Source organism: Bradyrhizobium sp. SOJA106 (assembly GCF_059448745.1).
In genome coordinates this window covers 3,783,269-3,809,819 of the sequence record NZ_CM182549.1, presented here as the reverse complement: position 1 = coordinate 3,809,819, position 26,551 = coordinate 3,783,269, and the positions used below count along the sequence as shown (strand labels likewise).

At 64.5% G+C, this 26,551-nt stretch carries 29 protein-coding genes and 1 pseudogene; 12 read left to right on the top strand and 18 right to left on the bottom strand.

Annotation, left to right across the window (positions count from 1 at the left end):
* The first annotated feature begins 72 nt into the window (after positions 1–72).
* Positions 73–366, top strand: coding sequence for a hypothetical protein (locus AC5V87_RS17275; protein WP_495371656.1), 294 nt, complete (start codon positions 73–75; stop codon positions 364–366).
* 12 nt (positions 367–378) lie between these two features.
* Here the strand turns inward: AC5V87_RS17275 and AC5V87_RS17270 are convergent, their stop codons facing one another.
* The 4 genes from AC5V87_RS17270 to AC5V87_RS17255 all read right to left on the bottom strand — a co-directional run bounded on the left by AC5V87_RS17270 (position 379) and on the right by AC5V87_RS17255 (position 4,920).
* Positions 379–1,098, bottom strand: a complete 720-nt coding sequence (locus AC5V87_RS17270) for an RraA family protein (protein WP_495371655.1) — start codon at positions 1,096–1,098, stop codon at positions 379–381.
* A 122-nt stretch (positions 1,099–1,220) separates the two neighbouring features.
* Complete coding sequence (locus tag AC5V87_RS17265; protein WP_495371654.1) at positions 1,221–2,102, bottom strand: CDP-alcohol phosphatidyltransferase family protein; 882 nt, start codon at positions 2,100–2,102, stop codon at positions 1,221–1,223.
* A gap of 85 nt (positions 2,103–2,187) precedes the next feature.
* The gene (locus tag AC5V87_RS17260) at positions 2,188–2,886 is read right to left on the bottom strand and encodes a phosphatidylserine decarboxylase (RefSeq protein WP_495371653.1); all 699 of its coding nucleotides are present in this window, start codon (positions 2,884–2,886) and stop codon (positions 2,188–2,190) included.
* Between the two features lie 78 nt (positions 2,887–2,964).
* Positions 2,965–4,920: an ABCB family ABC transporter ATP-binding protein/permease gene (locus AC5V87_RS17255; RefSeq protein ID WP_495371652.1), complete on the bottom strand. Its 1,956-nt coding sequence runs from the start codon at positions 4,918–4,920 to the stop codon at positions 2,965–2,967.
* A 201-nt stretch (positions 4,921–5,121) separates the two neighbouring features.
* On the opposite strand from AC5V87_RS17255, the gene AC5V87_RS17250 reads away from it, so the two are divergent.
* Positions 5,122–5,727, top strand: a complete 606-nt coding sequence (locus AC5V87_RS17250; protein ID WP_456839050.1) for an LOG family protein — start codon at positions 5,122–5,124, stop codon at positions 5,725–5,727.
* Between the two features lie 3 nt (positions 5,728–5,730).
* Here AC5V87_RS17250 and AC5V87_RS17245 read toward each other — a convergent pair whose 3' ends face one another.
* From AC5V87_RS17245 to cysS, 4 genes are all read right to left on the bottom strand, one after another.
* On the bottom strand, positions 5,731–6,108 hold the full coding sequence (locus AC5V87_RS17245) for a VOC family protein (RefSeq protein WP_495371651.1): 378 nt from the start codon (positions 6,106–6,108) through the stop codon (positions 5,731–5,733).
* Between the two features lie 142 nt (positions 6,109–6,250).
* Positions 6,251–7,849: a citramalate synthase gene (cimA, locus tag AC5V87_RS17240; protein ID WP_495371650.1), complete on the bottom strand. Its 1,599-nt coding sequence runs from the start codon at positions 7,847–7,849 to the stop codon at positions 6,251–6,253.
* Positions 7,846–8,337, bottom strand: coding sequence for a GNAT family N-acetyltransferase (locus tag AC5V87_RS17235; RefSeq protein ID WP_495371649.1), 492 nt, complete (start codon positions 8,335–8,337; stop codon positions 7,846–7,848). Before AC5V87_RS17235 ends, cimA begins: the two co-directional genes overlap by 4 nt.
* Positions 8,338–8,452: 115 nt before the next feature.
* Positions 8,453–9,832 carry a cysteine--tRNA ligase gene (gene cysS, locus AC5V87_RS17230; protein WP_456839054.1) on the bottom strand — a complete coding sequence of 460 codons (1,380 nt, stop codon included), beginning with the start codon at positions 9,830–9,832 and terminating at the stop codon, positions 8,453–8,455.
* 450 nt (positions 9,833–10,282) lie between these two features.
* Between cysS and AC5V87_RS17225 the strand changes: the two genes are divergently transcribed.
* Together AC5V87_RS17225 and AC5V87_RS17220 are read left to right on the top strand one after the other, a co-directional pair.
* Positions 10,283–10,588, top strand: coding sequence for a hypothetical protein (locus AC5V87_RS17225; protein WP_456839055.1), 306 nt, complete (start codon positions 10,283–10,285; stop codon positions 10,586–10,588).
* 143 nt (positions 10,589–10,731) lie between these two features.
* The gene (locus AC5V87_RS17220) at positions 10,732–11,928 is read left to right on the top strand and encodes a DUF2865 domain-containing protein (RefSeq protein WP_495371648.1); all 1,197 of its coding nucleotides are present in this window, start codon (positions 10,732–10,734) and stop codon (positions 11,926–11,928) included.
* A gap of 45 nt (positions 11,929–11,973) precedes the next feature.
* Here AC5V87_RS17220 and AC5V87_RS17215 read toward each other — a convergent pair whose 3' ends face one another.
* Positions 11,974–12,876: a DUF2189 domain-containing protein gene (locus AC5V87_RS17215; protein WP_495371647.1), complete on the bottom strand. Its 903-nt coding sequence runs from the start codon at positions 12,874–12,876 to the stop codon at positions 11,974–11,976.
* A 503-nt stretch (positions 12,877–13,379) separates the two neighbouring features.
* Here AC5V87_RS17215 and AC5V87_RS17210 point away from each other — a divergent pair.
* The 5 genes from AC5V87_RS17210 (at position 13,380) to AC5V87_RS17190 (ending at position 17,910) form a co-directional block, all read left to right on the top strand.
* On the top strand, positions 13,380–14,213 hold the full coding sequence (locus AC5V87_RS17210; protein WP_495371646.1) for a cytochrome c oxidase subunit II: 834 nt from the start codon (positions 13,380–13,382) through the stop codon (positions 14,211–14,213).
* Between the two features lie 78 nt (positions 14,214–14,291).
* The gene (locus tag AC5V87_RS17205; RefSeq protein ID WP_456839059.1) at positions 14,292–16,070 is read left to right on the top strand and encodes a cbb3-type cytochrome c oxidase subunit I; all 1,779 of its coding nucleotides are present in this window, start codon (positions 14,292–14,294) and stop codon (positions 16,068–16,070) included.
* Positions 16,067–16,771 (top strand): cytochrome c oxidase subunit 3, encoded by a 705-nt coding sequence (locus tag AC5V87_RS17200; RefSeq protein ID WP_456839060.1) that lies wholly within the window; start codon positions 16,067–16,069, stop codon positions 16,769–16,771. Before AC5V87_RS17205 ends, AC5V87_RS17200 begins: the two co-directional genes overlap by 4 nt.
* Positions 16,772–16,785: 14 nt before the next feature.
* Positions 16,786–17,508, top strand: coding sequence for a heme-copper oxidase subunit III family protein (locus AC5V87_RS17195; protein ID WP_456839061.1), 723 nt, complete (start codon positions 16,786–16,788; stop codon positions 17,506–17,508).
* Positions 17,509–17,517: 9 nt separating this feature from the next.
* On the top strand, positions 17,518–17,910 hold the full coding sequence (locus AC5V87_RS17190; protein WP_456839062.1) for a cytochrome C oxidase subunit IV family protein: 393 nt from the start codon (positions 17,518–17,520) through the stop codon (positions 17,908–17,910).
* Positions 17,911–18,087: 177 nt separating this feature from the next.
* On the opposite strand, the gene AC5V87_RS17185 is transcribed toward AC5V87_RS17190, so the two are convergent.
* The 3 genes from AC5V87_RS17185 to AC5V87_RS17175 all read right to left on the bottom strand — a co-directional run bounded on the left by AC5V87_RS17185 (position 18,088) and on the right by AC5V87_RS17175 (position 21,689).
* Complete coding sequence (locus AC5V87_RS17185) at positions 18,088–19,845, bottom strand: NAD+ synthase (RefSeq protein WP_495371645.1); 1,758 nt, start codon at positions 19,843–19,845, stop codon at positions 18,088–18,090.
* 97 nt (positions 19,846–19,942) lie between these two features.
* Entirely contained in the window at positions 19,943–20,296 is a 354-nt protein-coding gene (locus AC5V87_RS17180) for a diacylglycerol kinase (protein ID WP_456839063.1), read from the bottom strand.
* A gap of 4 nt (positions 20,297–20,300) precedes the next feature.
* Entirely contained in the window at positions 20,301–21,689 is a 1,389-nt protein-coding gene (locus AC5V87_RS17175; protein ID WP_495371644.1) for a class II 3-deoxy-7-phosphoheptulonate synthase, read from the bottom strand.
* Between the two features lie 204 nt (positions 21,690–21,893).
* On the opposite strand from AC5V87_RS17175, the gene AC5V87_RS17170 reads away from it, so the two are divergent.
* On the top strand, positions 21,894–22,085 hold the full coding sequence (locus AC5V87_RS17170) for a hypothetical protein (protein WP_495371643.1): 192 nt from the start codon (positions 21,894–21,896) through the stop codon (positions 22,083–22,085).
* 4 nt (positions 22,086–22,089) lie between these two features.
* On the opposite strand, the gene AC5V87_RS17165 is transcribed toward AC5V87_RS17170, so the two are convergent.
* The gene (locus AC5V87_RS17165; RefSeq protein ID WP_495371642.1) at positions 22,090–22,353 is read right to left on the bottom strand and encodes a hypothetical protein; all 264 of its coding nucleotides are present in this window, start codon (positions 22,351–22,353) and stop codon (positions 22,090–22,092) included.
* 170 nt (positions 22,354–22,523) lie between these two features.
* Here AC5V87_RS17165 and AC5V87_RS17160 point away from each other — a divergent pair.
* Positions 22,524–22,631, top strand: a pseudogene (locus AC5V87_RS17160) (LysR family transcriptional regulator); the annotation flags it as partial.
* Between the two features lie 55 nt (positions 22,632–22,686).
* Here the strand turns inward: AC5V87_RS17160 and AC5V87_RS17155 are convergent.
* Positions 22,687–23,265, bottom strand: a complete 579-nt coding sequence (locus tag AC5V87_RS17155; protein ID WP_495371641.1) for a hypothetical protein — start codon at positions 23,263–23,265, stop codon at positions 22,687–22,689.
* 162 nt (positions 23,266–23,427) lie between these two features.
* Here AC5V87_RS17155 and AC5V87_RS17150 point away from each other — a divergent pair, with 162 nt between their 5' ends.
* Positions 23,428–24,366, top strand: coding sequence for a LysR family transcriptional regulator (locus tag AC5V87_RS17150; RefSeq protein ID WP_456839068.1), 939 nt, complete (start codon positions 23,428–23,430; stop codon positions 24,364–24,366).
* 11 nt (positions 24,367–24,377) lie between these two features.
* Here the strand turns inward: AC5V87_RS17150 and AC5V87_RS17145 are convergent, their stop codons facing one another.
* From AC5V87_RS17145 to AC5V87_RS17130, 4 genes are read right to left on the bottom strand one after another with little or no spacing between them, the layout of a single operon-like run.
* The gene (locus AC5V87_RS17145) at positions 24,378–24,956 is read right to left on the bottom strand and encodes a TIGR00645 family protein (protein WP_495371640.1); all 579 of its coding nucleotides are present in this window, start codon (positions 24,954–24,956) and stop codon (positions 24,378–24,380) included.
* Positions 24,957–24,991: 35 nt separating this feature from the next.
* Positions 24,992–25,630, bottom strand: coding sequence for a TerC family protein (locus AC5V87_RS17140; protein WP_495371639.1), 639 nt, complete (start codon positions 25,628–25,630; stop codon positions 24,992–24,994).
* Positions 25,627–25,986 carry a hypothetical protein gene (locus AC5V87_RS17135; RefSeq protein ID WP_495371638.1) on the bottom strand — a complete coding sequence of 120 codons (360 nt, stop codon included), beginning with the start codon at positions 25,984–25,986 and terminating at the stop codon, positions 25,627–25,629. Before AC5V87_RS17135 ends, AC5V87_RS17140 begins: the two co-directional genes overlap by 4 nt.
* Positions 25,987–25,988: 2 nt before the next feature.
* The gene (locus AC5V87_RS17130; protein ID WP_495371637.1) at positions 25,989–26,447 is read right to left on the bottom strand and encodes a TerB family tellurite resistance protein; all 459 of its coding nucleotides are present in this window, start codon (positions 26,445–26,447) and stop codon (positions 25,989–25,991) included.
* Positions 26,448–26,551: the final 104 nt, after the last annotated feature.

Sequence of the window (26,551 nt, the reverse complement as noted above, 5' to 3'; positions counted from 1 at the left end):
TGCGCCACATCGAGCCATGGGATCGTTTGGTGTCTTGTAACGTTGCGGCAGGCCCATGGCCGGAGCATCGCAATGCTGACGCTGTTCAGTCTTCTCACCGCGCTGCCCGCGGTGCTGGCGTTTCATCTGCTCGCGCCGGAACTCGTTCTTCCAGCCTTCAGTGCGCTGCTCTTCGTCGAGGCCGCCTTCGCCGTGATCGCGGCGTGCTTGCTTCACAGTCCCGACGACACCGATGAGATCACGCTTTGGGATCTCGCGGGCGGCTTCACCCTGATCGGATGCGCCGCCGCAATGTTCGGCGAGCCGGATCAGGCCGCCCTGTTCCTGACTGAGCAAGGCGGCCCGCGTCCGGTGTCGCGGCCGTAGGCGCTTTGTCGCTCAGTGGATCTCCGCCGAGCGCTTCAGCGCCGCCTTGAGCTTCTCCAGCGAGAAGTCGGGGCTGCGCGCGATCTCCAGGATCGGCGTCTCGCGACGGCCGCAGAGCTCGGCAGCCTCCGGCAGCTTTGCAGCGACATCGAGCGGGATCACGATCGCGCCATGCCGGTCGGCGTGGATGAGGTCGTCAGACTTCACCGTCATGCCGGCAACACGCACCTCGCCGCCAAAGCTTTCCGCATGCACCCAGGCATGTGACGGGCCGATCGAGCCGGCCAGCGCCTGGAAGCCAGGAGCCCATTGCGGGATGTCGCGGATCGAGCCGTCCGTGATAACGCCGAGGCAGCCGAGCGCCTTGTGCACGTTGCTCTGCACCTCGCCCCAGAACGCGCCGTAGCCGACGTCGGGACCGTCGATGTCCTGGATCACCGAGATGCGCGGCCCAAAGCCGGTGCCGACATATTCGTAATATTCGATGCGGCGCTTCGACTGCTCTTCCGGAGGCAACGACGACTTCAGCACCGAGCGGATCGCGACCGTGCGGGCGTAGCCGACGATCGGCGGCAGGTCGGGAAACGGGCAGATCAGTTGCTTGGTGGTGTAGCCGATCAGGCGGCGCTCGGGCGCCACGATCTCCATGGCGTTGCAGATCGTCGGCGTGTCATAGCGGCCCAGCGCTTCAAGGACGGAAGCGGGCAGCGGCCCGGTCGCGGTATCAGTCACGGCGTTCTCTCCCAGGTTGGCGGCCGCTGTTGGCGCGGTGCCGCCGGCACAGGGCCATATAGCCGAGATCAGGTCTCAGCCCAACTCAGAGCGCCTCATGGCAGATATCCGCGTGAACCCGCTCAGTGCAGCCGGCCGGGCCGGTCGTCGTCGTGCGGCGGCTCCGACAGATTTGCCAGCGTCGGCGCCGACGGCGGAGACGGGACCTCGCCGGCCGCCGGTGCAGCGGCTTCCACCGTTCGCGCCTGGTCGCGGTAGGATTTGTAGCCGAGCGGCAGGCAGAGCAGATACAGCACCGTGCCGATCGAGAGCACGTGCCAGGGATAGGCGATCAGGATCGCGATGAAGACGATCACGGCGACGAAGGCCGGCAGCACCAGCTCCGGCGGCACGCGCATCCGCTTGGTCTTGCCGGAGAACACCGGCAGGCGCGAGACCATCAGGAAGGCGATCAGCAGCGTGTAGGCCGCCGTTACCGCCGCTGGGGTGCGGCCGAGATCGAGGAACGCGACATAGATCGGCAGCAGCACCGTGATGGCGCCGGCCGGCGCCGGCACGCCGGTGAAGAAATTGGCGGCGAAGGCGGGCTTGTTCGGATCGTCCATGGTGGCGTTGAAGCGCGCAAGCCGCAGGCCACCGGAGATCGCGAACACCATCGCGGCGATCCAGCCGGCATTACCGAGCTCGTGCAGCTGCCAGAAATACAGCATCAGGCCGGGCGCGACGCCGAAATTGACGAAGTCGGCGAGGCTGTCGAGCTCGGCGCCGAATTTCGACTGACCCTTGATCAGGCGCGCAACGCGGCCATCGATGCCGTCGAGTGCAGCGGCGAACACGATGGCGTAGACCGCGAGCGACATCCGCCCCTCGATCGACAAGCGGATCGCGGTGAGACCGGCGCAGATCGCCAGCAGCGTGATGACGTTGGGCACCAGCATCCGCACCGGGATCGGGCGGAACCGCCGGCGGCGTACATCGGGATCTCTCAGGTCGTAGGGCGTCATGGCTGTCCTCACCTCAAGGCGAGATATAGCAAGCCGCATCCCCCTCCGCCATCGCGGCGGAAGGCCCCCATGGACAGGCTCTTGGTCAATTGGCGCGGAAAGCGCGGCTCGGGTCGTCGCCGGCAAGGTCGGCCAGGATGGTCTCGCCCGCGATCGCGGTCTGGCCTTCCGACACCAGTGCCTTGGTGCCAACAGGCAGATAGATGTCGAGCCGGGAGCCGAAGCGGATCAGGCCAAAGCGCTCGCCGGCGCCGATCGCCTGGCCTTCCTTGACGAAACAGACGATGCGCTTGGCGACGAGGCCTGCGATCTGAATCACGCCGATCCGCGCCGTCGGCGTCGAGATCACCAGCGAGTTGCGCTCATTGTCCTCGCTCGCCTTGTCGAGCTCGGCATTGATGAAGAGGCCCGGCCGGTAGGCGATGCGGTCCACCCTGCCCGCGATGGGGCTGCGGTTCACGTGGCAGTTGAACACGCTCATGAACACCGAGATGCGCGGCAGCGGCCGGTCGCCGAGCCCGAGCTCGGCCGGCGGCAGCGCCATCGTGATCATCGAGACACGGCCGTCGGCCGGCGACACCACGAGCCCGTCGCGCACCGGCGTCACACGGACGGGATCGCGGAAGAACAGCGCGCACCACACGGTCAGGATCGTGCCGATCCAGCCCAGCGGCGACCACAGCCAGAACAGGATCAGGCTTGCCAGCGCAAAGCCGCCGATGAAGGGATAGCCCTCCTTGTGGATCGGCGGGATCTGACGCTGGATCGAATCGAGAATGGACATCGCTATCTGCCGCTCGAGGTTAATGGCACGGATCGTTGCGCGGGCTTGTTTAGGCCAGAGTTGGGACCGAAGACAAGGTCACTCCGCGGCAGCCGGCGCCACGAGGGCGTCCTCGACCGGCGGCGGCTCCCGGTTGGGCGCCTCGCTCGAGTCGGCCATCTGGGCCAGCTTCTCGCGCGCGGCCTCCGCCTCGCGCTGCCTGTTCCACATGCTGGCATAGAGGCCGCCCTGCGCCAGCAGCTTGGCATGGGTGCCGCGCTCGGCGATGCGGCCCTGGTCCAGCACGATGATCTCGTCGGCGCCGACGATGGTCGAGAGCCGGTGTGCGATCACCAGCGAGGTGCGGTTCTTGGCGACACGCTCGAGCGCGCCCTGGATCTCGTGCTCGGTATGAGTGTCGAGTGCCGAGGTCGCCTCGTCCAGCACCAGGATCGGCGGCGCCTTCAAGACGGTGCGCGCGATCGCGACGCGCTGCTTCTCGCCGCCGGACAATTTCAGACCACGCTCGCCGACCTGGGTCTCGTAGCCGAGCGGCGCCGTGCGGATGAAATTGTCGATCTGCGCGAGGCGCGCCGCCTCCTCGACGTCGGCGTCGCTGGCGTCCCAGCGGCCATAGCGGATGTTGTAGCGGATGGTGTCGTTGAACAGCACGGTGTCCTGCGGCACCATGCCGATCGAGGCGCGCAGGCTGGCCTGCGTGACCTCGCGGATGTCCTGGCCGTCGATCAGGATCTTGCCGCCGGAGACGTCGTAGAGGCGGAACAACAGGCGCGAGATCGTCGACTTGCCCGCACCGGACGGACCGACGATCGCAACGGTCTTGCCGGCCGGCACCTCGAAGCTGATGCCTTTGAGGATGGGCCGCGTCGGCTCATAGGCAAAGCGCACGTCTTCGAAGCGGACCGTGCCGGCGGACACGGCCAGCGGCTGCGCACCGGGGATGTCCTTGATCTCGGCCTCGCGGCCGAGCACGCTAAACATCTTCTCGATGTCGATGATCGCCTGCTTGATCTCGCGATAGACCATGCCCATGAAATTCAGCGGCTGGTAGAGCTGGATCATCATGGCGTTGACCAGCACGAAATCGCCGACCGTATTGGTGCCGTTGCGCACGCCGATCGCGCACATCAGCATGGTCGCGGTCAGTCCGAGCGTGAAGATCACGGCCTGACCGGTGTTGAGCACGGCGAGCGAGGTATAGGTGTGGATGCTCGCCTCCTCGTAGCGCGCGACCGATCCGTCATAGCGCTGCGCCTCGCGCGTCTCTGCGCTGAAATACTTCACCGTCTCGTAGTTGAGCAGCGAGTCGATCGCCTTGGTGTTCGCCTCGGTATCGGAATCGTTCATCCTGCGGCGGATGCCGATCCGCCACTCGGTCGCGATGTAGGTGTAGTACATGTAGACCGCGACCGTGATCAGGGTTGCGACCACGTAGCGCCAGTCGAACTGCCAGAGCAGCACCGCCATCAGCAGCGAGACCTCGACGATGGTCGGGATCAGCTGCAGGATCACCATGCGCACGATCACCTCGATGCCCTCGCGGCCGCGCTCGAGCACGCGCGTCAGGCCGCCGGTCTTGCGCTCGAGGTGGAAGCGCAGCGACAACTCGTGCATGTGGACGAAGGTGATGGTGGCGAGCTTGCGCACCGCATGCATGGCGACGCGGGCGAAAATGCCGTCGCGCCACTGCGTCAGCACCGCCATCAGGATGCGCATGACGCCGTAGCTCGCGGTAAGCAGTAGCGGCGAGGCGATCACCCAAAGGTGCCAATTGTCGGCCGCGACCGGCGCGGTGTTGGCGCCCGTCAGCGCATCGGTCGCCCATTTGAAGCTGAACGGCACCGCCAGCGTGATCAGCTTGGCGGCGAGCAGCAGCACCATCGACCAGACCACGCGCATCTTCAGGTCGAAGCGGTCGCCTGGCCAGATATAGGGCCACAGATGCGCCAGCGTGCCCATCAAGGTGGCCCCGGCCGGCGCGCCGCCGGCGGGTTCAGGAACGTCGGCGCCGTCGAACGGTTGAGGTTGGTCCATCAAGAAGCCTGAAAGCCCGCCGGATGCGGACGTCGCTGCGATTAACGGTTTTCGCCCGTCATATAGAGCCTTCCCGCTGCCAGCGCACCCCGCCAGATGGCGAATCTTCGATTGTTCGTCGTCATTTACCGGTAGATTCCCGGTCAGGTCGAATCACCGATTGGGCTTGACGCCTCTTCGCTGCAATGCATCATGAGAGCAATGAGCACCATTAAAACCGTCTGTGTCTATTGCGGCTCCGGCCCAGGAACCAATCCCCGCTTCACCGAAGGCGCCAAGGCGTTCGGCAAGGCCCTTGCCGAGAACAGCATCCGCCTCGTCTATGGCGGCGGCTCGCTCGGCCTGATGGGTTCGGTCGCGACCTCCGTGCTCGATCACGGCGGCACGGTCACCGGCATCATTCCCGAATTCCTCCGCAAGCGCGAGAATGCGCTGACGCGCGTGCAGGAGATGATCGTCACCCCCGACATGCACGAGCGGAAGCGGCTGATGTTCGAACGCTCGGACGCCTTCGTGGCGCTACCGGGCGGCGTAGGCACGCTGGAAGAGCTGGTCGAGCAATTGACCTGGAAGCAGCTCGGCCGTCACGCCAAGCCGGTGCTGCTCGCCAACATCGACAATTTCTGGGAGCCGCTGTTCTCGCTCCTGTCGCATATGCGCCAGACCGAGTTCATCCGCGCCGGGCTTTCGGTCGACATCCTCAAGGCCGATCGCGTCGAGGAGATCTTGCCGAAGCTGAAGACGGCAGCAGCCCAGATCGCCGAGGCGGAAAAGGAGCTCGCCCCGGAAGTCGCCCGCAGGCTGTAAGAGCTACTCGCTCGGAAACGTCACCGCTTCGATCCGGTTGCCGTCGGGATCAAAGACGAAGGCTGCATAGTAGCGGACGCGGTCATGCGGGCGCAGCCCCGGCGCGCCGTCGGATGCGCCGCCTGCGGACAGCGCGGCGGCGTGAAACGCGTCGATCTCGGCCGTCGTCTTCGCCCGCAGGCAGATGTGCACGCCGCTCTCGGCCGGCACGCGCGCCATGCCCTCGCGAAGATTGATCCAGAACTCCGGATAGGCCTTGCCGAAGCCGACCGTCCGCGGCCGCGTCACGAGACGCGTGAGGCCAAGGATTCCGAGTGTCGCCTCGTAGAATGCCGCTGAGCGATCGAGATCGCTGACGCCGACGGAGATGTGGTCGATCATGCCCCTGCCCTCTCCTCGCTCTCCGCTGTCATCGCCCGGCTTGACCGGGCGATCCAGTACTCCGAGACGGTAGCGATTGAACCGACAGGCCGCGGCGTACTGGATACCCCGCTTTCGCGGGGTATGACAGTCGTTGTGGGTCTCACGCCGGCGCGCCCGATTTCACGAGCTTGTAGATCACCGAATCCATCAGCGCCTGGAACGAGGCGTCGATGATGTTCGGGGACACTCCGACCGTAGTCCAGCGGTCGCCGTTCTCGTCCTCGCTCTCGATCAGCACGCGTGTGACCGCGCCGGTGCCGCCATTGAGGATACGCACGCGGTAATCGATCAGCTTCAGGCCCTCGATGTATCTCTGGTACTTGCCGAGATCCTTGCGCAGTGCCACGTCGAGCGCGTTGACGGGACCGTTGCCTTCGGCCGCCGAGATCAGATGCTCGCCGGCGACGTCGACCTTGACCACCGCGAGCGCCACGGTGACGCGCTCGCCATGCGAATTGTAGCGCTGCTCGACATTGACGTCGAACTGCTCGACCTCGAAATAATGCGGCACCTTGCCGAGCGTCCGGCGCGCCAGCAGCTCGAACGAGGCATTGGCGGATTCGTAGGCATAGCCCGTCGCTTCGCGCTCCTTCAATTCCTCGACGAGACGCGTCAGCTTCGGATCGCTCTTCTCGTAAGCGATGCCGGCGCGGTCGAGCTCGGCGATGACGTTGGAGCGGCCGGCCTGATCGGATACCAGCACCTTGCGGTGATTGCCGACCGTCTCGGGCAACACATGCTCATAGGTCTGCGGGTCCTTCAGCACGGCGGAGGCGTGGATGCCGGTCTTGGTGACGAAGGCGCTCTCGCCGACATAAGCGGCATGCCGGTTCGGCACGCGGTTGAGCATGTCGTCGAGCGTGCGCGATACCTTCACGAGGGTCGCGAGCTTCTCTGCGGTGACGCCGATCTCGAAGGCGTCCGCAAACTCCTTCTTCAATTTCAGCGTCGGGATCAGCGAGCAGAGATTGGCGTTGCCGCAGCGCTCGCCGAGACCATTCAAGGTGCCCTGGATCTGCCGCGCGCCGGCGCGCACCGCCGCGAGCGAATTCGCCACCGCCTGCTCGGTGTCGTTATGGGCGTGGATGCCGACATGGCCGCCGGGGATGTGCTTGGTCACCTCGGTGACGATGGCCTCGACCTCGTTCGGCATGGTGCCGCCATTGGTGTCGCACAAGACCACCCAGCGCGCGCCGGCCTCATAAGCGGCCTTGGCGCAGGCAAGGGCAAAACTGGCATCTTCCTTGTAGCCGTCGAAGAAATGCTCGCAGTCGAGCATGACTTCGCGGCCCGCCGCCTTCGCCGCCGCGACACTGTCGCGGATCGAGGCGAGGTTTTCCTCTTTCGTCGTTTCCAGCGCGACGCGCACCTGGTAGGCGGAGGATTTTGCCACGAAGCAGATCGCATCGGCTTTCGCCTCGAGCAGCCCGGCGACGCCGGGATCGTTGGAGACCGAGCGCCCTGCCCGCCGCGTCATGCCGAAGGCGGTGAAGCGCGCATGATCGAGCTTGGGCCGCGTGGCGAAGAACTCGCTGTCGAGCGGATTGGCGCCGGGATAGCCGCCCTCGACATAGTCGATGCCGAGATCATCGAGCATCGTCGCGATGATCTGCTTGTCGGTCAGCGTGAAATCGACGCCGTTGGTCTGCGCGCCGTCGCGCAGCGTGGTGTCAAAAAGATAGAGGCGCTCTTTGCTCATTGCGGCGCTCCGAGCGTCTTCTTCATGGTGGTGTTGGCGAGCCACTCGTCATTGACGGTGACGCTATTGCGCCGCTGGGCGGTGTAGCCGCGCTTGGCGAAGAAGTTTTGCGCGGTGTCGCTGGCGTCGACGGTCAGAGCCGTCGCGCCGCGGCTGCCGGCGAGCTTCTCCAGCGCATCGACCAGCATGGTCGCGATGCCTTGCCCGCTGACGGCCGGATGCACGTAGAGCATACGGATGTGATCGGTGCCGCGCAGCGAGGCGAAGCCGACCGGCGAGCCTTCCAGCGTCGCGATCAGGGTCAAATCGGAGGCGAGGTGCTTGCCGAACTGCTCGTCCTCCGCCGCCTCCATCCAGGCCTGCTGCTGCGCCTCGCTATAGTCGTCGCCGGTCAGCTCCTCGATGCTGGCCGTGAAGATCGCGGCGAGCACCGGCACGTCCTCCGGTAGGAACGGCCGCAACCCGGGCTTTGGGTGTGCTTGTGCCATCGTGTTCACCACATCCCATAGAGTTTCAGCGCAATCGCCACCGCGGCGCCGAGCAGCAGGATCTTCAGGGCGATGTAATACAGCCAGTGCCGCGGGAAAGGCGTGTCGGGCCGCTTCATCGCGCAATCTCCCAGGTCGTGCCGTCCTTGGAGTCCTTGATCGCAACGCCCATCGCGGCCAGCAGATCGCGGATGCGGTCCGACTCTTTGAAGTCCTTCCGACCGCGCGCCGCCGTCCGCTCCGCGATCAGGCGCTCGACCTCCACGGCATCGACGCCGCTCGCCCGCTGCTTGCGGCCTTCCCATTGCGCGGCGCTTTCGGAGAGGAAGCCGAGCAGCCGCAGCGATCCCGCCAATGCAGCGGCATCACCGCGCAAGCCGTGCAGGGCTGCAATCGCGAGCGGCGTGTTGAGGTCGTCGAGCAGCGGCTCGACCGCGGATGCCGCCGGCTTGCCGGGTGTAACGTCGGCCGCGACGCGATACCAATCGTCGAGCGTCCTGGCGCTCTCCTCCAGCGACTTCATGGTCCAGTCGATCGGCGAGCGATAATGCGTCTTCAGCATGTTGAGGCGCAACACCTCACCCGGCCAGTCCTGGAGCAGCTCGTGGATCGTGATGAAGTTGCCGAGGCTCTTCGACATCTTCTCGCTCTCGACCTGCAGGAAGCCGTTGTGCATCCAGTAGTTCGCCATGCGCTCCTGGTGGAAGGCGCAGCAGGTCTGCGCGACCTCGTTCTCGTGATGCGGAAACACGAGATCGATACCGCCGCCGTGGATGTCGAAATGCTCGCCGAGATGCTTCCAGGCCATGGCCGAGCACTCGATGTGCCAGCCCGGGCGCCCCTCGGCCTTGATGCCGGCCGGCGACGGCCATGACGGCTCACCCGGCTTTGACGGCTTCCACAGCACGAAATCGGTGGCATCGCGCTTGTAGGGCGCGACGTCGACGCGGGCGCCGGCAATCATCTCGTCGAGCGAGCGCTTCGACAGCGCGCCATAGCGCGGCAACGAGGCATTCGCCGCGTTCATCGCCTGCGGCGAGAACAGCACGTGGTCCTCGGCGGCATAGGCAAAGCCGCCCTTGATCAATCTCTCGATGATCTCGCGCATCTCGCCGATATGCTCGGTCGCGCGCGGCTCGACGCTCGGCCTGAGCGCACCGAGCGCATCGACGTCGGCGTGAAACTGCTTGCCCGTCTGCTCGGTGACCTTGCGGATCGCCTCGTTCAGCGGCAGGCCGGGGAAGTCGCGCGCGGCGCGATCGTTGATCTTGTCGTCGACGTCGGTGATGTTGCGGACATATTTGACGTGCGCCTCGCCGTAGAGATGGCGCAGCAGCCGAAACAGCACGTCGAACACGATCACCGGCCGCGCATTGCCGATATGGGCGAAGTCGTAGACGGTCGGTCCGCAGACATACATGCGGACGTTCTTCGCATCGAGCGGCACGAAGGTGCGCTTTTCCTTCGTCAGCGTATCGTAAAGGCGCAATTCCATAGGGATACCCGTCGTGGTGCCGAATGCGATTTGAAGTTCCTGCAGCGATAGCAGCAAGCTCGACCAGGAACTTCAAATCGCAGGCGGCACAAAACCTTTATTTCTTGGCAACGGTCCGGTTCTCGCATTCGCAAACCCATTTGCCGCGAGACCATACGAATGCGAGAACCGGACCGTTGCGCGGCCGGGCGTCCAAGGCTCTCAATGCTTTTGAGAAAAGACGGCTCCAGCCAGCGAATCGCTAGCTCGTAATCTCGCGGCAAATGGCGCAAATGGCGAGGAGACCGTTCATGCGGGAACATATGGGCCATGAGGCCGCCCTGCGTCAAGGGAGCCGCGAAGATGCCGCTTTATTTCCGCAAAGCGCGGCCTCCCGCCTTGACGGTTCGTCATCCTTAACCTTTTGAGACTATTCAGAAGCTGGCGGTTCCCTAAAGCCCCGGTATTTTCATGCGATCGATATTTGCGCTCATTTCCTGCGCCTCCATCCTTGCGCCATCCAGCGCTTTGGCTGAGACCCGCGTCTTCATCATCGCCAACCAGGCGGACGGCTACGGCATCGACCAGTGCCTGGCCAAGGGCGACAAATGCGGCGCACAGGTCGCGCGGACCTATTGCCAGTCACGGGATTTTGCCCAGGCCTCGAGCTATCGCCGGGTCGATCCCGACGAAATTACCGGCTCTGTCCCCAAAACCGGCGCAAACTGCTCCCATGGCCATTGCGACGAATATGTCGCAATCACCTGTCAGCGCTGAATTCGCTCGGAGCTGGCGTACCTTAGGTCCGATCCTTGGCCCTTGAAACGACGTGACGATGCCGCCGGAAGCGGCTATGGGAGGGCGCGCTTTGGCCCTCCAAACTCACGTGGAATGTCACATCGGGCCGTGACCTCGCTAGAATGGCGGATATGCCTGAATTTCTGTCTCTCTCCCGTGCCCGCTCCCTCCTTGCCTGCACCGTGCTCCTCGGCACTGTCGTGCTCGCCAACGGCGCTTTCGCGCAGGCTGGCCCGCCCGGTCCGCCACCGCAGCCCGGCCAAAACGGACTCGGGCCGAATCCGATGTGCTCGCGCCTGGAAGGCCAGCTCGCCGCGCTCGATCGCGGCGGCGGTGATGGCGACCCCGCGCGCGAAGAGCAGATCCGCCGCTACCAGGATTCACAGGCCAAGCAGCAGGCCGAGCTCGACCGCGTCACGATGCAGGCCAAGCGCATGGGCTGCGATTCCTCGGGTTTCTTCTCGCTGTTCAACGGCCAGTCGGCGCAATGCGGTCCGGTCAACACCCAGATCCAGCAGATGCGCGCCAATCTGGACCAGATCACCGGAAATCTCGAACGCCTGCGCGCGGGCGGCCCCGGCGGCTTCAACCCGGAGCGCGACAATCAGCGCCGCTCGGTGCTGGCAGCGTTGGCGCAGAACAATTGCGGCCCGCAATACGCCAATGCCGCGCAGTCGCAGGGCGGCGGCAACTTCCTGAGCAATCTGTTCGGCGGCAACAACAATCCCAACAATCCGCAAGGCGTGCCGCCGGCCGATCTCGGCCCGCAGTCGGGCACCTATCGCACCGTGTGCGTGCGCACCTGCGACGGCGCCTATTTCCCGATCTCATTCGCCACCGTGCCGGCACGCTTCGCCGACGACGAGAAGACCTGCAAGGCGCTGTGCCCGGCCGCGGAAGCTGTGCTCTACACCCATCGCAATCCCGGCGAGGACATGAACTCGGCCGTGTCCACCGCCGGCCAGCCCTACACGGCGCTGCCGACCGCGTTCAAATTCCGCAGCGAGTTCAACCCGTCCTGCTCCTGCAAAGCCGCGGGCCAGACCTGGGCCGACGCGCTGAAATCGGCCGACGACAAGGCCGCCGCGGAGCAGCAGGGTGACATCATCGTCACCGAGGAGAGCGCCAAGAAGATGCAGCAGCAGCGGCTGAACAAGGGCGCGCCGCAGCCTGCCAACGCCAAGAAGGGCGCGGCGCCCGCGCCGGCGACGGCCACTGCGCCTGCGCCGCCGGCGGACACCGCCGCGGCTACTCCGAGTTCAGAGAACAAGCCGATCCGCTCGGTCGGCCCGGCCTTCCTGCCGCAACAGCAGAAATAGGCCCTCATCCGTCATGCCCTGCGAAGGCGGCCGCCTTCGCGGTTACTACTCACCCTCGCGGCTCCACGGGAAGAGATTGGCCGGGAAGTCCGCTGCGTAGCGCTTTCCCCTCGGGCGCGGCGGCAGCGCGTCCGGTGGATTTGGATTCGGCTCGACCACCCGCCGATAGAGGTGCCAGGTGGCGTGACCGAGCACCGGCAGGACGACAGCGAGACCGACGAAGAACGGCAGCGAGCCGATCACGAGCAGTGCCGCGACGATGAGGCCCCATCCGGCCATCGCAACCGGATTCGCCCCCACCGCCCGCAGCGACGTGCGGATCGCGTCGATCGCAGTCGCATGCCGGTCGAGCATCAACGGAAACGACACGACGCTGACGCACAAGGCCACAACCGCAAACAGGAAGCCGACACCGCAACCGACGATGATGAGCCACCAGCCTTCCGGCGTCGTCAGCACGCGCGTTGCGAAGTCGGGAATGCTTGCGGCCGCCGCGTGACCGAAGATCGTGACATAAATTGCGTTCGCGACACCGATCCAGGCTCCGAACAGGACCAGCAGGAGCACGCCGAGTTCGACCATCGCACCGAACGACGGTGCGCGCAGCACCTTGATCGCATCCCATGCATCGACCTCCTCGCCACGCTCGCGACGGCGACTGAGTTCGTAGAGACCGATGGCGGCAAATGGGCCGATCAAGGCAAAGCCGGCGGCCAGCGGAAACAGCAGCGGCAGCACCGAATAGCCGAGGACCATCCTGAACAGGACGAGACCGAGAACGGGATAAATCACGCACACCACGATCGCGTGGCTCGGCATCACCTGGAAATCCTCCCAACCCAGGCGCAGGGCCTCGGTCAGGTCCGACCAGCTGATCTTGCGAATGGGATAGGAGGCCGCTTCGCCGAAGACGTGCCGCCTGATGTCGTGGGAGTACAGAATGGCCATGAACGGACCCTCCCGTCCTGAAAATCGCGGTTTTCGATCACACGCGCTTTTCAGCCACGCGTGTCCGCCTGACGAGCAGGAAACGCGAGGGGTCGGGTACGGCAACCCAGGTTCCGCGAAAAGAGCCTGGCCGGACGGAACCCGTCGCGACCTGCCTCGCAAGCTTAGCGCGCGCGGAGCGCGGCTGCACTCACGGTTGGGTGAATTGTGCACCGGCACGGATTTGTGCGTTGCGTTACCCAGACCCAGCATGCGCCTCCAGCACCACGTCGGGTCACCTACATTGCTCTATTGACGCCGGATTAGGCTGGTATCATTTTAGACATGGACGCCCTTAGTGTTGATGGTCGCGAGCGTTCTCTTGATTTCGCGACCGGAGGAATGGGCGAGGCAAGAGGCCGGCGATGGCATAGATGCCGACTTAAAAAGGCCAGCCATCGCGACAGACATGAGCTCCGCCCTGGATTCGTATCCGTAGCCTTCGATGGCGAGGATGGATCAGGATGGCTGTCGCACTGATACTGCTTCTGGTCGCGATCGGCTCGGTGCTGTTTCACCTCTACAGCCCGTGGTGGTGGACGCCGATCGCCACGAACTGGGCCTATATCGACCACACCATCAACATCACGTTCTGGATCACCGGCTTCGTTTTCGTCGCGGTCATCGCCTTCATGGCCTATTGCATCTTTCGCTTTCACCACAAGGACGGAAGACGGGCTGACTACAATCCGGAAAACAAAAAGCTCGAATGGTGGCTGAGCGTCGGGACCGGCGTCGGAGTCGCAGCCATGCTGGCGCCCGGGCTCGTGGTCTGGCACCAGTTCGTGACGGTGCCTGCGGATGCCATCGAGGTCGAGGTCATGGGCCAGCAATGGCAATGGAGCTTCCGCCTTCCGGGCAAGGATGGACGGCTGGGCACATCCGATGTCCGCAACATCGCTTCCGATAATCCGATGGGGCTCAATCGTGACGATCCACACGCGCAGGATGACGTCGTGATCGAGAACGGCGACCTGCACCTTCAAATGGGAAAGCCGGTCAAGGTTCTCCTCCGCTCGGTTGACGTCCTGCACGATTTCTACGTGCCCGAATTCCGCGCCAAGATGGACATGGTTCCTGGCATGGTGACCTATTTCTGGATAACGCCGATCCGAACTGGAACGTTCGACGTTCTGTGTGCGGAGCTTTGTGGCGCTGCTCATTATCAGATGCGCGCCAAGGTCATCGTCGACGAAGAGCGCGAATATCACGCTTGGCTGGAGCAACAAAAGACGTTCGCCGAATTGTCGCCGGCAAAAGCCGTCGTGAAGGCGACGTACCAATCCGGCGGCAAGTAGCAAGCTGCCGCCGCGAAGATAGATCGGGTGCACGAGGCCGACGCCTCACCCCCGATGGAAACGACCGAGGAGGTTTCTATGGTCGATATTCCATATGAAGGGATCGCAGGCATCCCGCCTGCCGAAGTACCTGATGTCGAGCTCTATCATCCGCGGAGCTGGTGGACACGGTATGTCTTCTCGCAGGACGCCAAGGTGATCGCCATTCAGTATTCGCTGACGGCCACGGCCATCGGGCTGGTGGCCCTGGTGCTGTCGTGGCTGATGCGGCTGCAACTGGGATTCCCCGGCACCTTCTCTTTCATCGATGCCAACCAGTACCTCCAGTTCATCACCATGCACGGCATGATCATGGTGATCTATCTGCTCACCGCATTGTTCCTGGGCGGCTTCGGCAACTACCTGATCCCGCTGATGGTCGGCGCCCGCGACATGGTCTTCCCCTATGTGAACATGCTGAGCTACTGGGTCTACCTGCTCGCGGTCCTGGTGCTGGCCTCGACATTCTTCGTGCCTGGCGGCCCCACCGGCGCCGGCTGGACGCTGTACCCGCCGCAAGCAATCCTCTCCGGAACGCCGGGGCAGGATTGGGGCATCATTCTCATGATGTCGTCCCTGATCCTGTTCATCATCGGCTTCACCATGGGCGGGTTGAACTACGTGGTCACGGTGCTCCAGGCGCGCACCCGCGGCATGACGTTGATGCGCCTGCCCCTGACGGTGTGGGGCATTTTCACGGCGACGGTCATGGCATTGCTGGCATTCCCTGCGCTCTTCGTTGCCTCGGTCATGCTGCTGCTCGACCGTCTCCTGGGCACCAGCTTCTTCATGCCCTCCCTCGTCGAGATGGGACAACTGTCGAAATATGGCGGCGGCAGCCCGCTGCTCTTCCAACACCTATTCTGGTTCTTCGGCCATCCCGAGGTTTACATCGTCGCCCTGCCCGCCTTCGGCATCGTCTCCGATCTGATCAGCACGCATGCGCGCAAGAACATCTTTGGTTACCGCATGATGGTCTGGGCGATCGTGGCCATCGGCGCGCTCAGCTTCATCGTATGGGCGCACCACATGTATGTGAGCGGCATGTTCCCGCAATTCGGGTACTTCTTCGCGACCACGACGCTCATCATCGCCATCCCTACCGCGATCAAGGTCTACAACTGGGTGCTGACCCTGTGGCGCGGCGACATTCATCTGACCGTGCCGATGCTGTTCGCCCTCGGCTTCATCATCACCTTCGTGAACGGCGGCCTCACCGGCCTCTTCCTCGGCAACGTCGTCGTGGACGTGCCGCTCTCGGATACCATGTTCGTGGTCGCCCACTTCCACATGGTCATGGGCGTGGCGCCGATCATGGTCGTGCTGGGCGCGATCTATCATTGGTACCCCAAGGTCACGGGGCGGATGCTGAATGAGGTTCTGGGCAAGTTTCACTTCTGGGTCACCTTCCTCGGCGCCTACCTGATCTTCTTCCCCATGCACTATCTTGGACTGCTCGGGGTTCCGCGCCGATATTTCGAACTCGGCGACGCCGCGTTCATTCCGCCTTCGGCCCATTCACTGAATGCTTTCATCTCCGTGGTGGCGTTGACCGTCGGCTTCAGCCAGATGGTGTTCCTGTTCAATCTTGCCTGGAGCCTGTTCAAAGGTGAGGCCGCAGGCGGCAATCCGTGGCGGGCGACGACGCTGGAGTGGCAGACGCCGGAGACGCCCCCCGGGCACGGCAATTGGGGCAAGGAGCTCCCGATCGTGTACCGCTGGGCCTATGACTACAGTGTGCCCGGCGCCGCGGAGGATTTCATTCCACAGAACCAGCCGCCACGCGCGACGCAGCTCGTTCAGGGAGCTGCTTCGTGAGCGCCATCATCCTGTTCCTGGCTGTGCTTGCGATGATCGCCGGATGGTGGCTCTCGCAGCAGCGGCTGACGGCCAAGCCTTGGCTGGAGGAAGGCCCGGTCGGTGACTTCCCCGGCGGCGATAGCATGTCCTGGCCGGCAGCGAAGGTCGGACTTGGCGTGTTCCTCGCCGTCGCGAGCGCACTATTCGTCCTCTTCATCAGCGCCTACTCGATGCGCATGACCGTGGTGGACTGGCGGCCGCTGCCGGTCCCGCGGCTGCTGTGGGTCAACACGGGCGTCCTGGTTCTGAGCAGCATCGCGCTGCAATGGTCGTACGTGGCTGCCGGGCGAGACGACACCGAGAACGTCAAGATCGGCCTGCTCGCCGGCGGAGCATCTGCCGTGATCTTCCTCGCCGGACAGCTCCTGGCCTGGCAACGGCTCGGGGCTGCCGGATATTTCGTGGTGTCCAATCCGGCGAATTCCTTCTTCTATCTGTTGACCGCGGTGCACGGGTTGCATCTGGCCGGTGGCCTGGTGGCGCTCGGGCGAACCTCGGCCAAGGTGTGGCGTGGTGCCGAGATCGCCGAGATGCGATTGAGCGTGGAGCTGTGCGCCATCTACTGGCATTTCCTGCTGCTGGTCTGGCTTGTCCTGCTCGGGCTTCTCACGGGCTGGACCGACGATTTCGTCAACATCTGTCGCCAATTGCTGAGCTAGGGAGGCGAAAGCAGATGGCTGAGACCGTACTGACACATTCGAGCCAATCGCCTGCGCGGCTTGAAGGCTGGCGCGGTATCGCCGCCGATTGGGCATCCGATCAGCGCGCTTTCAAAAACGTGTCCTGGGGCAAGGCCATGATGTGGATCTTCCTCCTCAGCGACACCTTCATCTTCAGTTGCTTCCTGCTCTCCTACATGACGGCACGCATGTCGACGACCGTGCCGTGGCCGAATCCCAGCGAAGTCTTCGCCCTCAATATCGGCGGCAACCACATCCCCCTGATCCTGATCGCCATCATGACCTTCATCCTGATCAGCAGCAGCGGCACGATGGCGATGGCCGTCAATTTCGGCTACCGCCGCGATCGGGTCAGAACCGCGGCCTTGATGCTGGTCACGGCGGCGTTCGGCGCAACCTTCGTCGGAATGCAGGCCTTCGAATGGACCAAGCTGATCATGGAGGGCGTCCGGCCTTGGGGCAATCCATGGGGTGCACCGCAGTTTGGTGCAAGCTTCTTCATGATCACCGGCTTCCACGGCACCCACGTGACGATCGGCGTGATCTTCCTGATCGCCATTGCGCGGAAGGTCTTGCGCGGCGACTTCGATCTCGAGAGGCGCGGCTTCTTCACGAGCCGCAAGGGCTATTACGAAATCGTCGAGATTATGGGCCTGTACTGGCATTTCGTCGATCTCGTGTGGGTGTTCATCTTTGCATTGTTCTATCTTTGGTGAGGTCGGCGCATGACAAACGCGGCGGTACACATGGAAGGTCAACTCCACGCTCCGGCCCACGGCGCAGCCGCAACAGCAGCCGTGCACGCCAAGGGGCAGCAGCACCCGATCAAGCTCTACCTGGTCGTCTGGGGCTGGTTGTTCGTCCTCAGCACGGGCTCCTACCTCGTCGACTACTTTGGCCTGCATGGCTATCTGAGGTGGACGCTGATCCTGCTGTTCATGATGTTGAAGGCGGGCCTGATCGTCGCCGTCTTCATGCACATGGCCTGGGAGCGGCTGGCCCTCACCTATGCCATTCTGCTGCCACCGATCGCGGTGCTGGTGTTTGTGACCATCATGGTTCTCGAATCCGAATACACCCACTTGCTTCGGGTGCTATTCTTCGCAACCCCGTCGTAGCAGTACGCGAGCTGCACCCCGCTCGGCTGTCATGCCCCGCGAAGGCAGGGGCATCCAGTACTCTGCGGCGGGAATTGGTTTTCGCAATGTCCGCCGCGGAGTCCTGGATCATCCGCTTTCGCGGATGATGACGGCGTATTGTAGGCGACAGCGTTGGCCCACGTGCCGCGGTGTCTCCTACCCCTCGAACGCGTCGATCGACGCCTTGCTGCCGCGCGAGACCAGCGTCTCGTCGGGCGCGGGCAGCTTCTCGCCTTTGTCGCGAAAGCGGTTCGTGATGGGATAGCGGCGGTCGCGGCCGAAATTCCTCGCCGTCACCTTCACGCCGGGTGCGGCCTGGCGGCGCTTGTATTCGGCGACGTTGAGCAGATGGTCGATGCGGGTGACGATCTCGCGGTCGAATCCGGCAGCGATGATCTGATCGAGCGGCTCCTCGCGCTCGACCAGCCGTTCCAGCACGGCATCGAGCACGTCGTAAGGCGGCAGCGAGTCCTGGTCCGTCTGGTTCTCGCGCAGCTCCGCCGTCGGAGGACGCGTGATGATGTCGGGCGGGATGACCTCGCCCGCCGGCCCGAGCGCGCCATCCGGTCTCCAGCCGTTGCGCAGGCTCGCAAGCCGAAACACCTGCGTCTTGTAGATGTCCTTGATGGGATTGAACCCGCCGTTCATGTCGCCATAAAGCGTGGCATAGCCGACCGACATCTCCGACTTGTTGCCGGTCGTCACCACCATCAGCCCGGTCTTGTTGGAAATCGCCATCAGGAGCGTGCCGCGGGTGCGAGCCTGGAGATTTTCCTCGGTGATATCTGGCGGCAGGTTCTTGAAGAGGCCGGACAGGATCGTCTCGAAGCCGGTCACGGCTTCGGCGATCGGAAGCACTTCGTAACGGATGCCGAGATGGCCCGCGAGCTCGCCGGCGTCGGCAATCGAGTGCGCTGCCGTGTAGCGATACGGCAGCATCACGCCATGCACCTGATCGGCGCCGAGCGCGTCGACCGCGATCGCGGCGCAGAGGGCGGAATCGATGCCGCCGGAAATCCCGAGCAGCACGCCGGGAAAGCCATTCTTGCTGACATAGTCGCGCAGACCGAGCACGCAGGCAGCGTAGTCGGCGCGGTCGCCTTCGAGCTGCGCCGCAATCGGACCGGTGCAACGCCAGTCGTCCCCGTTACGCGCGAAGCGCAGCGTGGTCATGCTCTCCTCGAACGCCGGCAGTTGCGCGGCGAGCGAGAGATCGCCGTTGAGCGCGAAGGACGCGCCGTCAAACACCAGCTCGTCCTGGCCGCCAACCTGGTTGAGATAGACCAGCGGCAGGCCGCTCTCGGTGACGCGCGCCACCGCCACCGACAGGCGCACGTCGTTCTTGCCGCGGGCGTAAGGCGAGCCGTTCGGCACCAGGATGATCTCGGCGCCAGTCTCGGCCAGCGTCTCGACCACGTTCTCGTAATCCTCGGACTCCTCCAGCCAGATGTCCTCGCAGATCGGCACACCAATGCGGACGCCGCGCACGGTCACAGGGCCAGCCGCGGGCCCTCGCGAAAACAGCCGCTTCTCGTCGAACACGCCGTAATTGGGCAGGTTGCATTTGAAGCGAAGCGCGGCGATGCGGCCGCCGTCGAGCAGCGCGCAGGCATTATGAAGCCTGCCGTCCTCGACCCAGGGCGTGCCGACCAGCATCGCGGGGCCGCCATCGGCGGTCTCGCGCGCCAGCGCTTCGATCGCGGTGCGGCAGGCGGCCTGGAACGCCAGCTTCTGCACCAGATCTTCCGGCGGATAGCCGGCGATAAACAATTCCGGAAACAGCACGAGATCGGCACCGTCGGCTTTGGCCTGCGCGCGCGCCGCCCGTGCCTTGGCGGCGTTGCCCTCGATATCGCCCATGGCCGGATTGAGCTGGGCGAGCGTGATCGCGAATGCGTTGAGACGTTCGGTCATGGGACGCTCGCTGTCGCGAGACGCAAATCGACCGCTCCCCGTTCGGGAGAGGTGAAGGAACCTCGGACGCCGATGCGCAATGGATATTCTCCGCGCTTTAGAGGAACCCCAGACGCTCGACGATGGCGATGATCCAGAACGCGCCGGCCATCAGCAGCGCGACGCCGACTGCGGCTGAGCCCATGTCCTTGACCCGCCCGATCTGCTTGTCGTGATCCATGGTGAGGCGGTCGGCGAGCTTCTCGATCGCGGTGTTGAGCAGCTCGACCACCAGCACGAACGCGACCGAGCAGACCAGCTCGACCGCACGCATCGCGGTCGCGGCGACGAGCCAGGCCAGCGGCAGCGACAGCAGGAGTGCAAAGATCTCCTCGCGGACGGCCTGCTCCGAGTGGAAAGCAAAGGCCAGACCGTTGCGTGAATTGATCGTGGCCTTCCAGATCCGCAGCAAGGTGTTAGAGCCCCGCTGCGGCCGGCATCGGCTTGACCTTGCCGGCGCGCTCCTGCTTGAGCAGCTCGGCGACCAGGAAAGCCATATCGATAGATTGCTCGGCATTGAGGCGGGGATCGCAGACCGTGTGGTAGCGGTCGTTGAGATCCTCGTCCGTGATCGCGCGGGCGCCGCCGAGGCATTCGGTGACGTCCTTGCCGGTCATCTCCAGATGCACGCCGCCGGCATAGGTGCCTTCGGCGGCATGGATCGCGAAGAACGATTTCACCTCCGACAGGATCCGGTCGAACGGCCGCGTCTTGTAGCCGGTGGTGGACGTGATGGTGTTGCCGTGCATGGGATCGCATGACCAGACCACCACTTTGCCCTCGCGCTGCACGGCGCGGATCATGTTCGGCAGGTGCTCGCCGATCTTGTCGGAGCCGAAGCGGCCGATCAGCGTCAGCCGGCCCGGCTCGTTGTCGGGGTTGAGCACGTCGATCAGCTTGAGCAGCTCGTCGGGCTTGAGCGAAGGACCGCACTTCAGGCCGATCGGGTTCTTGATGCCGCGGAAATATTCGACATGACCGTGATCGAGCTGGCGGGTGCGGTCGCCGATCCAGATCATGTGGCCGGAGGTCGCATACCAGTCCCCGGTGGTGGAATCGACCCGGGTCATGGCCTGCTCGTAGCCGAGCAGCAGCGCCTCATGGCTGGTGTAGAAATCGGTGGCGCGCAGCTCGGGATGGCTCTCGAGGTCGAGGCCGCAGGCGCGCATGAAATTGAGCGCATCCGAGATGCGGTCGGCCAATTCCTTGTAGCGGCGGGACTGCGGTGAATCCTTCAGAAAGCCGAGCATCCATTGATGCACGCTGCCGAGATTGGCGAAGCCGCCGGTGGCGAAGGCGCGGAGCAGGTTCAGCGTCGCGGCCGACTGGCGGTAGGCCATCAGCTGCCGCTGCGGGTCCGGCACGCGGGCTTCCTTGGTGAAGGCGATGTCGTTGACGATGTCGCCGCGATAGCTCGGCAGCTCGACGCCGTTCAGCTTCTCGGTCGGCGACGAGCGCGGCTTGGCGAACTGGCCGGCGATGCGGCCGACCTTCACCACGGGTACGGCGCCGGCATAGGTCAGCACCACCGCCATCTGCAGCAGCACGCGGAAGAAGTCGCGGATGTTGTTGGCGCCGTGCTCGGCAAAGCTCTCGGCGCAGTCGCCGCCCTGGAGCAGGAAGGCCTCGCCGGCAGCGACCCGGGCCAGCGCTTTCTTGAGATTGCGCGCCTCGCCGGCGAACACCAGCGGCGGAAAGGTCGCAAGCTGCGCCTCGACGTCGGCCAGGGCCTTGGCGTCGGGATATTCGGGCACCTGTAGCACCGGCTTGCTGCGCCAGGACTCGGGCGTCCACCGCTCGGACATCGCAATCTCTCCGTGAAGCAAAAAGTGCAACCTGATCTATGGGTTGCGAGGGCCGCCTTATACACAGGCTGGCACGACATCGCCAGTTGTAAATCCGTTTCGCATTGCAAACCCTTGCGGGTAAAGCCGAATTCGCATTTGCTAGGGGACGCGACGACACCGGCAAGATAACCGGCAAGACAACCGGCAAGACACCCTCCGCCCATGGACGCGGCACTGGATGACGTCGTCATCGACGCGATCAGCTTCCCGGCGGCCGACGGCTATGCGCTGGCCGGCACCCTGTTCCTGCCGCGCACGCCGGTGCCAAGGGCATCGGCCATTTCGGCTTCTTTCCGTCCCGATCACCGCGACACGCTGTGGCGCGGGCTGGCGGAGTGGATCCAGGGCCAGTGAGGCGTCAGCGGATGATCGTCGTCAGTGACGAGTAACGCTTGGCCAGCTTTGCCTCGCTCGGCGCAAACTGTGCGAACGCTTCGCTCACGCGCACCGCCGGCGGCGTGTCGCTTGCAAACCGAAACTCCTTCGGCCTCGGCGCGTAGAAGCTGGCGCTGTAATAATTGTCGTCGAAGCGCGTCTCGCCGACCCCGAACAATGCGTCGCAGACGAACAGGAGCGCGTAGACTCCCGCGACCGCCGCGACGATCTCCTTGAGAAGTGTCATGATGATGCCCTGCCCTTTTGCGGGCAGGATGCAGGCCGGTTCCAAAGCTCTGGTTTAAGGCAGCGGCGTTCTTGTCTGCAGGGTTTGCCGCCGCTGACGGAATTGCAGACAATTTTATCGATCTCAAAAAAGAGCCCGCCTGACCGGATCAGGCGGGCTCAGGATTGGCCGAAAAGCTCGTCGCGCGCTACCGCAAGACCGAGCGCAACGCCGCGCGCGCCGTGCACAAGAAGTTGGAAGCGCTCAGGAGCGACATCGCGCGTTCGCGGAAGTCGTGAGCTAGATCGGCCGCACCGGCCTTCCGGCATCGGCCGGGTTCGGTTACGAGGCCGCTCAGATCAACGGCTCGTCCTTCAGCGCCGATACCACCTGCTCGCCGCGCTCGGTCAGGCGATAGGTCACCAGCGGCCGGCTCGACGGCGGCTTGCGCTCGATCTCGACGATGTAGCCGCGCACCATCAGCGCTTCGAAGCTGCCGTAATAGCCGAACATGCTGATCTGGCTCTGCTTGAGCAGCTTGAACTCGCGCAGCAGGCGGATCTCGTTGCCCGAGAGCAGTGAGCGGCGCACGCGCTGCACGAAGCGTGCGCGCTGCTCGAACCAGGCCTGATCGGGCAATTCGTGCGAAGGCGGCGCCGGATCGCGCTCGCAGGGGCGCACCTCCGGCGCGGCGTCGGCCATGACGGGCGGCAGGCACGGCATGCTGCTGACGACGGCTTCTCTCGCGACATCGAGCAAGGCGATCGGCCAGCGCCGCTTGTTGTCCACCATGACCGGCGGCGGCACGACGTTGTCGCGCACCAATTGCTCGAACCGCCCGGCAGTCACGCCGACATAAGCGGCCGCCCGCCGGCGGTCGACCAGACGCGTGTGCTGCCCGTGCTCCAGCTCGCAAGCGATGTTCTCGTTCACTCCAAATCCCCTGGCGCGTGGTTGCGCAAAGGCCTGGCGGTCCCCACCCGGCTCCGTCCAAGCCGGCGGCGAACCTAGGGACGAGCAGCGTTCTCGAAAAGCAGAGAATTTCGTACATGTTGATGCCGTTTCGGCAGCGGCTATAGTTCGGCCGGGGGTCCCATGCGCTTTCACTCACCGTCCATCCAGTATTTCCACGCCGTCCGCCGCACCGGCTCGATTCGCGCCGCGGCGCGCGTCTTGAACGTTGCCTCCTCGGCCGTGAGCCGCCAAATTCTCAAGCTGGAGCAGGAGGTTGGATCGCCCTTGTTCGAGCGCAATGCGCGCGGCCTGACGCTGACGACGGTCGGCGAGATGCTGGCCCGGCATGTCATGAACGTGCTCCAGGACCTTGACCGCTTCCGCTCGGACGTCGCCTCCCTGTCCGGCACCTGGCATGGCACCATCAGCATCGCCTGCATCGAGTCTCTGACGGAATCCGTGCTGCCGGACCTGATCGCCTCGCATCGCGGCCGCGCCCGCCGCGTCAGCTTCAGCCTCGAGGTGAAGGGATCGTCGGACGTGCTTGAGGCGCTCAGCCGCGGCGAGGCCGACATCGGCATCGCCATCGCATTCAAGCATCCGCCGGACCTGCGCCAGGTCGCCTTGAAGCGCTTTCGCCTCGGCGCACTGGTCGGCCGCGAGCATCCGCTGGCGCGCCGCAAGACGGTCACGCTGGCGCAATGCCTCGCCTTCCCCGTCATCCACGCGCTGCCGGAGCTGTCGATCTATCATCTGCTCCAGCCGCTGATCGCACAGCTCCCAGAGACGCCGGAGCCTGCGATCCAGGCCAACTCGATCGACCTGATGCGCGAGCTCGCCGCGCGCGGCGTCGGCGTCGCCTTCCAGACCCAGCTCGGCATTGGCCGGCTGTCGCGCGACAGCCAGCTCGTCTTCCTGCCGCTCGACAATGCCGGGAGCCCGGTGTGGTCGGACCTCGGCATCTATGTCCGCGCCGAGCGGACGCTCCCCGCCTACACCGAGTCGTTTCTTCAGGACATGGTGCGCGAATTGGGCGAGCGCGAGCGGCGAGAGAATATGGCCTATCCGCAGACGTTTTAGCGCCCGGGCGCTCAGCCGTGACGGGCCTCCTTGCGGTGCCCGGTCTCGCTGAGGCGGTCGACCCAGGCGATGCCGATCGCAGAGATGATGAAGGTCAGGTGGATCAAGACCTGCCACATCACCCCGCCCTCGGTGAAATTGCTGCGCGTGGTGCCGAGATTGCCGGCCTCGATGAAGGTCCGCAGCAGCGAGATCGAGGAGATGCCGATGATCGCCATCGCGAGCTTGATCTTGAGCACGCTGGCATTGACGTGGCTCAGCCATTCCGGCTCGTCGGGATGGCCGTTCAGGTTCAGACGCGAGACGAAGGTCTCATAGCCGCCCACGATCACCATCACCAGGAGGTTCGAGATCATGACGACGTCGATCAGCCCGAGCACGACCAGCATGATCTGCTGCTCGCTGGCGTCGAACGAATGCACGACGAGGTGCCAGAGCTCTTTCAGGAACAGCAGCACGTAGACGCCCTGCGCGATGATGAGGCCGACATAGAGCGGCACCTGCAGCCAGCGCGAGCCGAAGATCAGTTGGGCGAACGGGCCGATCTGCGGCCGCGGCGCCGCGGAAGGTGCTTTGGATTCGGACGTCATTGATCACTCCGGGATTGCAAACAGGACGCGTCGGCTTAGAGACTCGCGATCACAGGCGCGAGCTCGAGCGAGCCGCGATAGATCATCTCGAAGGCGACGTAAACGATGATGGCGAGGCCGACATAGGCGATCCAGCGCTGCTTCTGAAGCACGCGACCGAGCAGATCGGCGGCAACGCCCATCATCGCGACCGACAGCAGCAGACCGAAGGCCAGGATGTAGGGATGCTCGCGCGCGGCGCCGGCAACGGCGAGCACGTTGTCGAGCGACATGGAGACGTCGGCCACCACGATCTGCAACGCCGCCTGTCCGAAGGTCTTCCGCTGCACCGGTGCAGCGCCCGCGCCGCCGCCATGGCTGAACGCGAGCTGGCTCGCATGCGCGGACTGCTCGCGCAGCTCGCGCCACATCTTCCAACACACCCAGAGCAGCAGCACGCCGCCGGCGAGCAAGAGCCCGATCACCTGGAGGAGCTGGGTCGCGATGCCGGCAAAGACGATGCGCAAGGCGGTTGCAGCGACGATGCCGACGACGATGGCACGCCGGCGCTGCCCGGCCGGCAGGCCGGCGGCGGCAAGGCCAATGACCACGGCATTGTCGCCGGCGAGCACGAGATCGATCAGGACGACCTGAAGCAGCGCGGTCAGCGCATCTGCAGTGATGGATACAGTCATGATTGATCATTTTTCGATGCGGACGGATCGAGCCATTGCGGCTTCTTCCGCTCGACCCAATCCAGGACCTTTGCGCGCGAGGAGCGCAGCGCGGGCACGTCTTCGGCGAGCAATGCGAGGCCGAGCGGCAGCATCCAGACGCCGAGCACCGGCAGGAATGACAGCACGCCACCGACGACGAGCAGCGCCCCCGAGGGAATCCTGACCCAGCGGCTCGACGGCTTGAGCAGATAGGTGACCGTGTCGCCCATGCGCGGCGGCAGGCGATCGACGAGCTTGTCGAGGCGCGGGTCACCGCCGGCCAGTTGGCCGGTGGTGCCCTCGTTCCCTGTCGTCGACTCGTCCGGTGCCCTCATGTTCACTCCTGTTTGGCGGCGCTCGCCGCGCCTGGGCCAACCGGTTTTGCGCGCGGCAGCACCAGGGTCAGCAGGCGCAATAGCTTGATCGCCTGCACCTCATGCGGATGCACGTCCTCGTCGGCGGCCGCAACGCGCTCCGACAGCTCCATCAGATGCGACGACAGCGGCATGTTCGAAACCGGCCGCAACGTGTCGATCACGACATTGGCAAAATCCGGCTCCTCCAATCGTTCCGCCAGTTCGTCGAACGTCGAAAACAGCCGTTCGTCATCGATATGCGGCGCCAAGCCGCGGTCCCGGATGAAGCGGATCACCTCGTCGCGCTCGACCGGCGAGACGCGCCGATCAGCCACCGCGACCAGCGCGCCGGCAATGACCAGCGCGACCGCGGCCTGCTCGTTCAGGTTGGACGGCTCGGTGATCTCGATTTCGATGGGATTTGAAGCGGCGTCAGACATCGTTGCTCCTCAATCTTGCGAAATGGCCGCGCGGAGCTGCGATGGGGACGATGGGTCGGAAGGAACTTGAGAAGGCCCGACGATCGGCCGATCCATCGCATTCG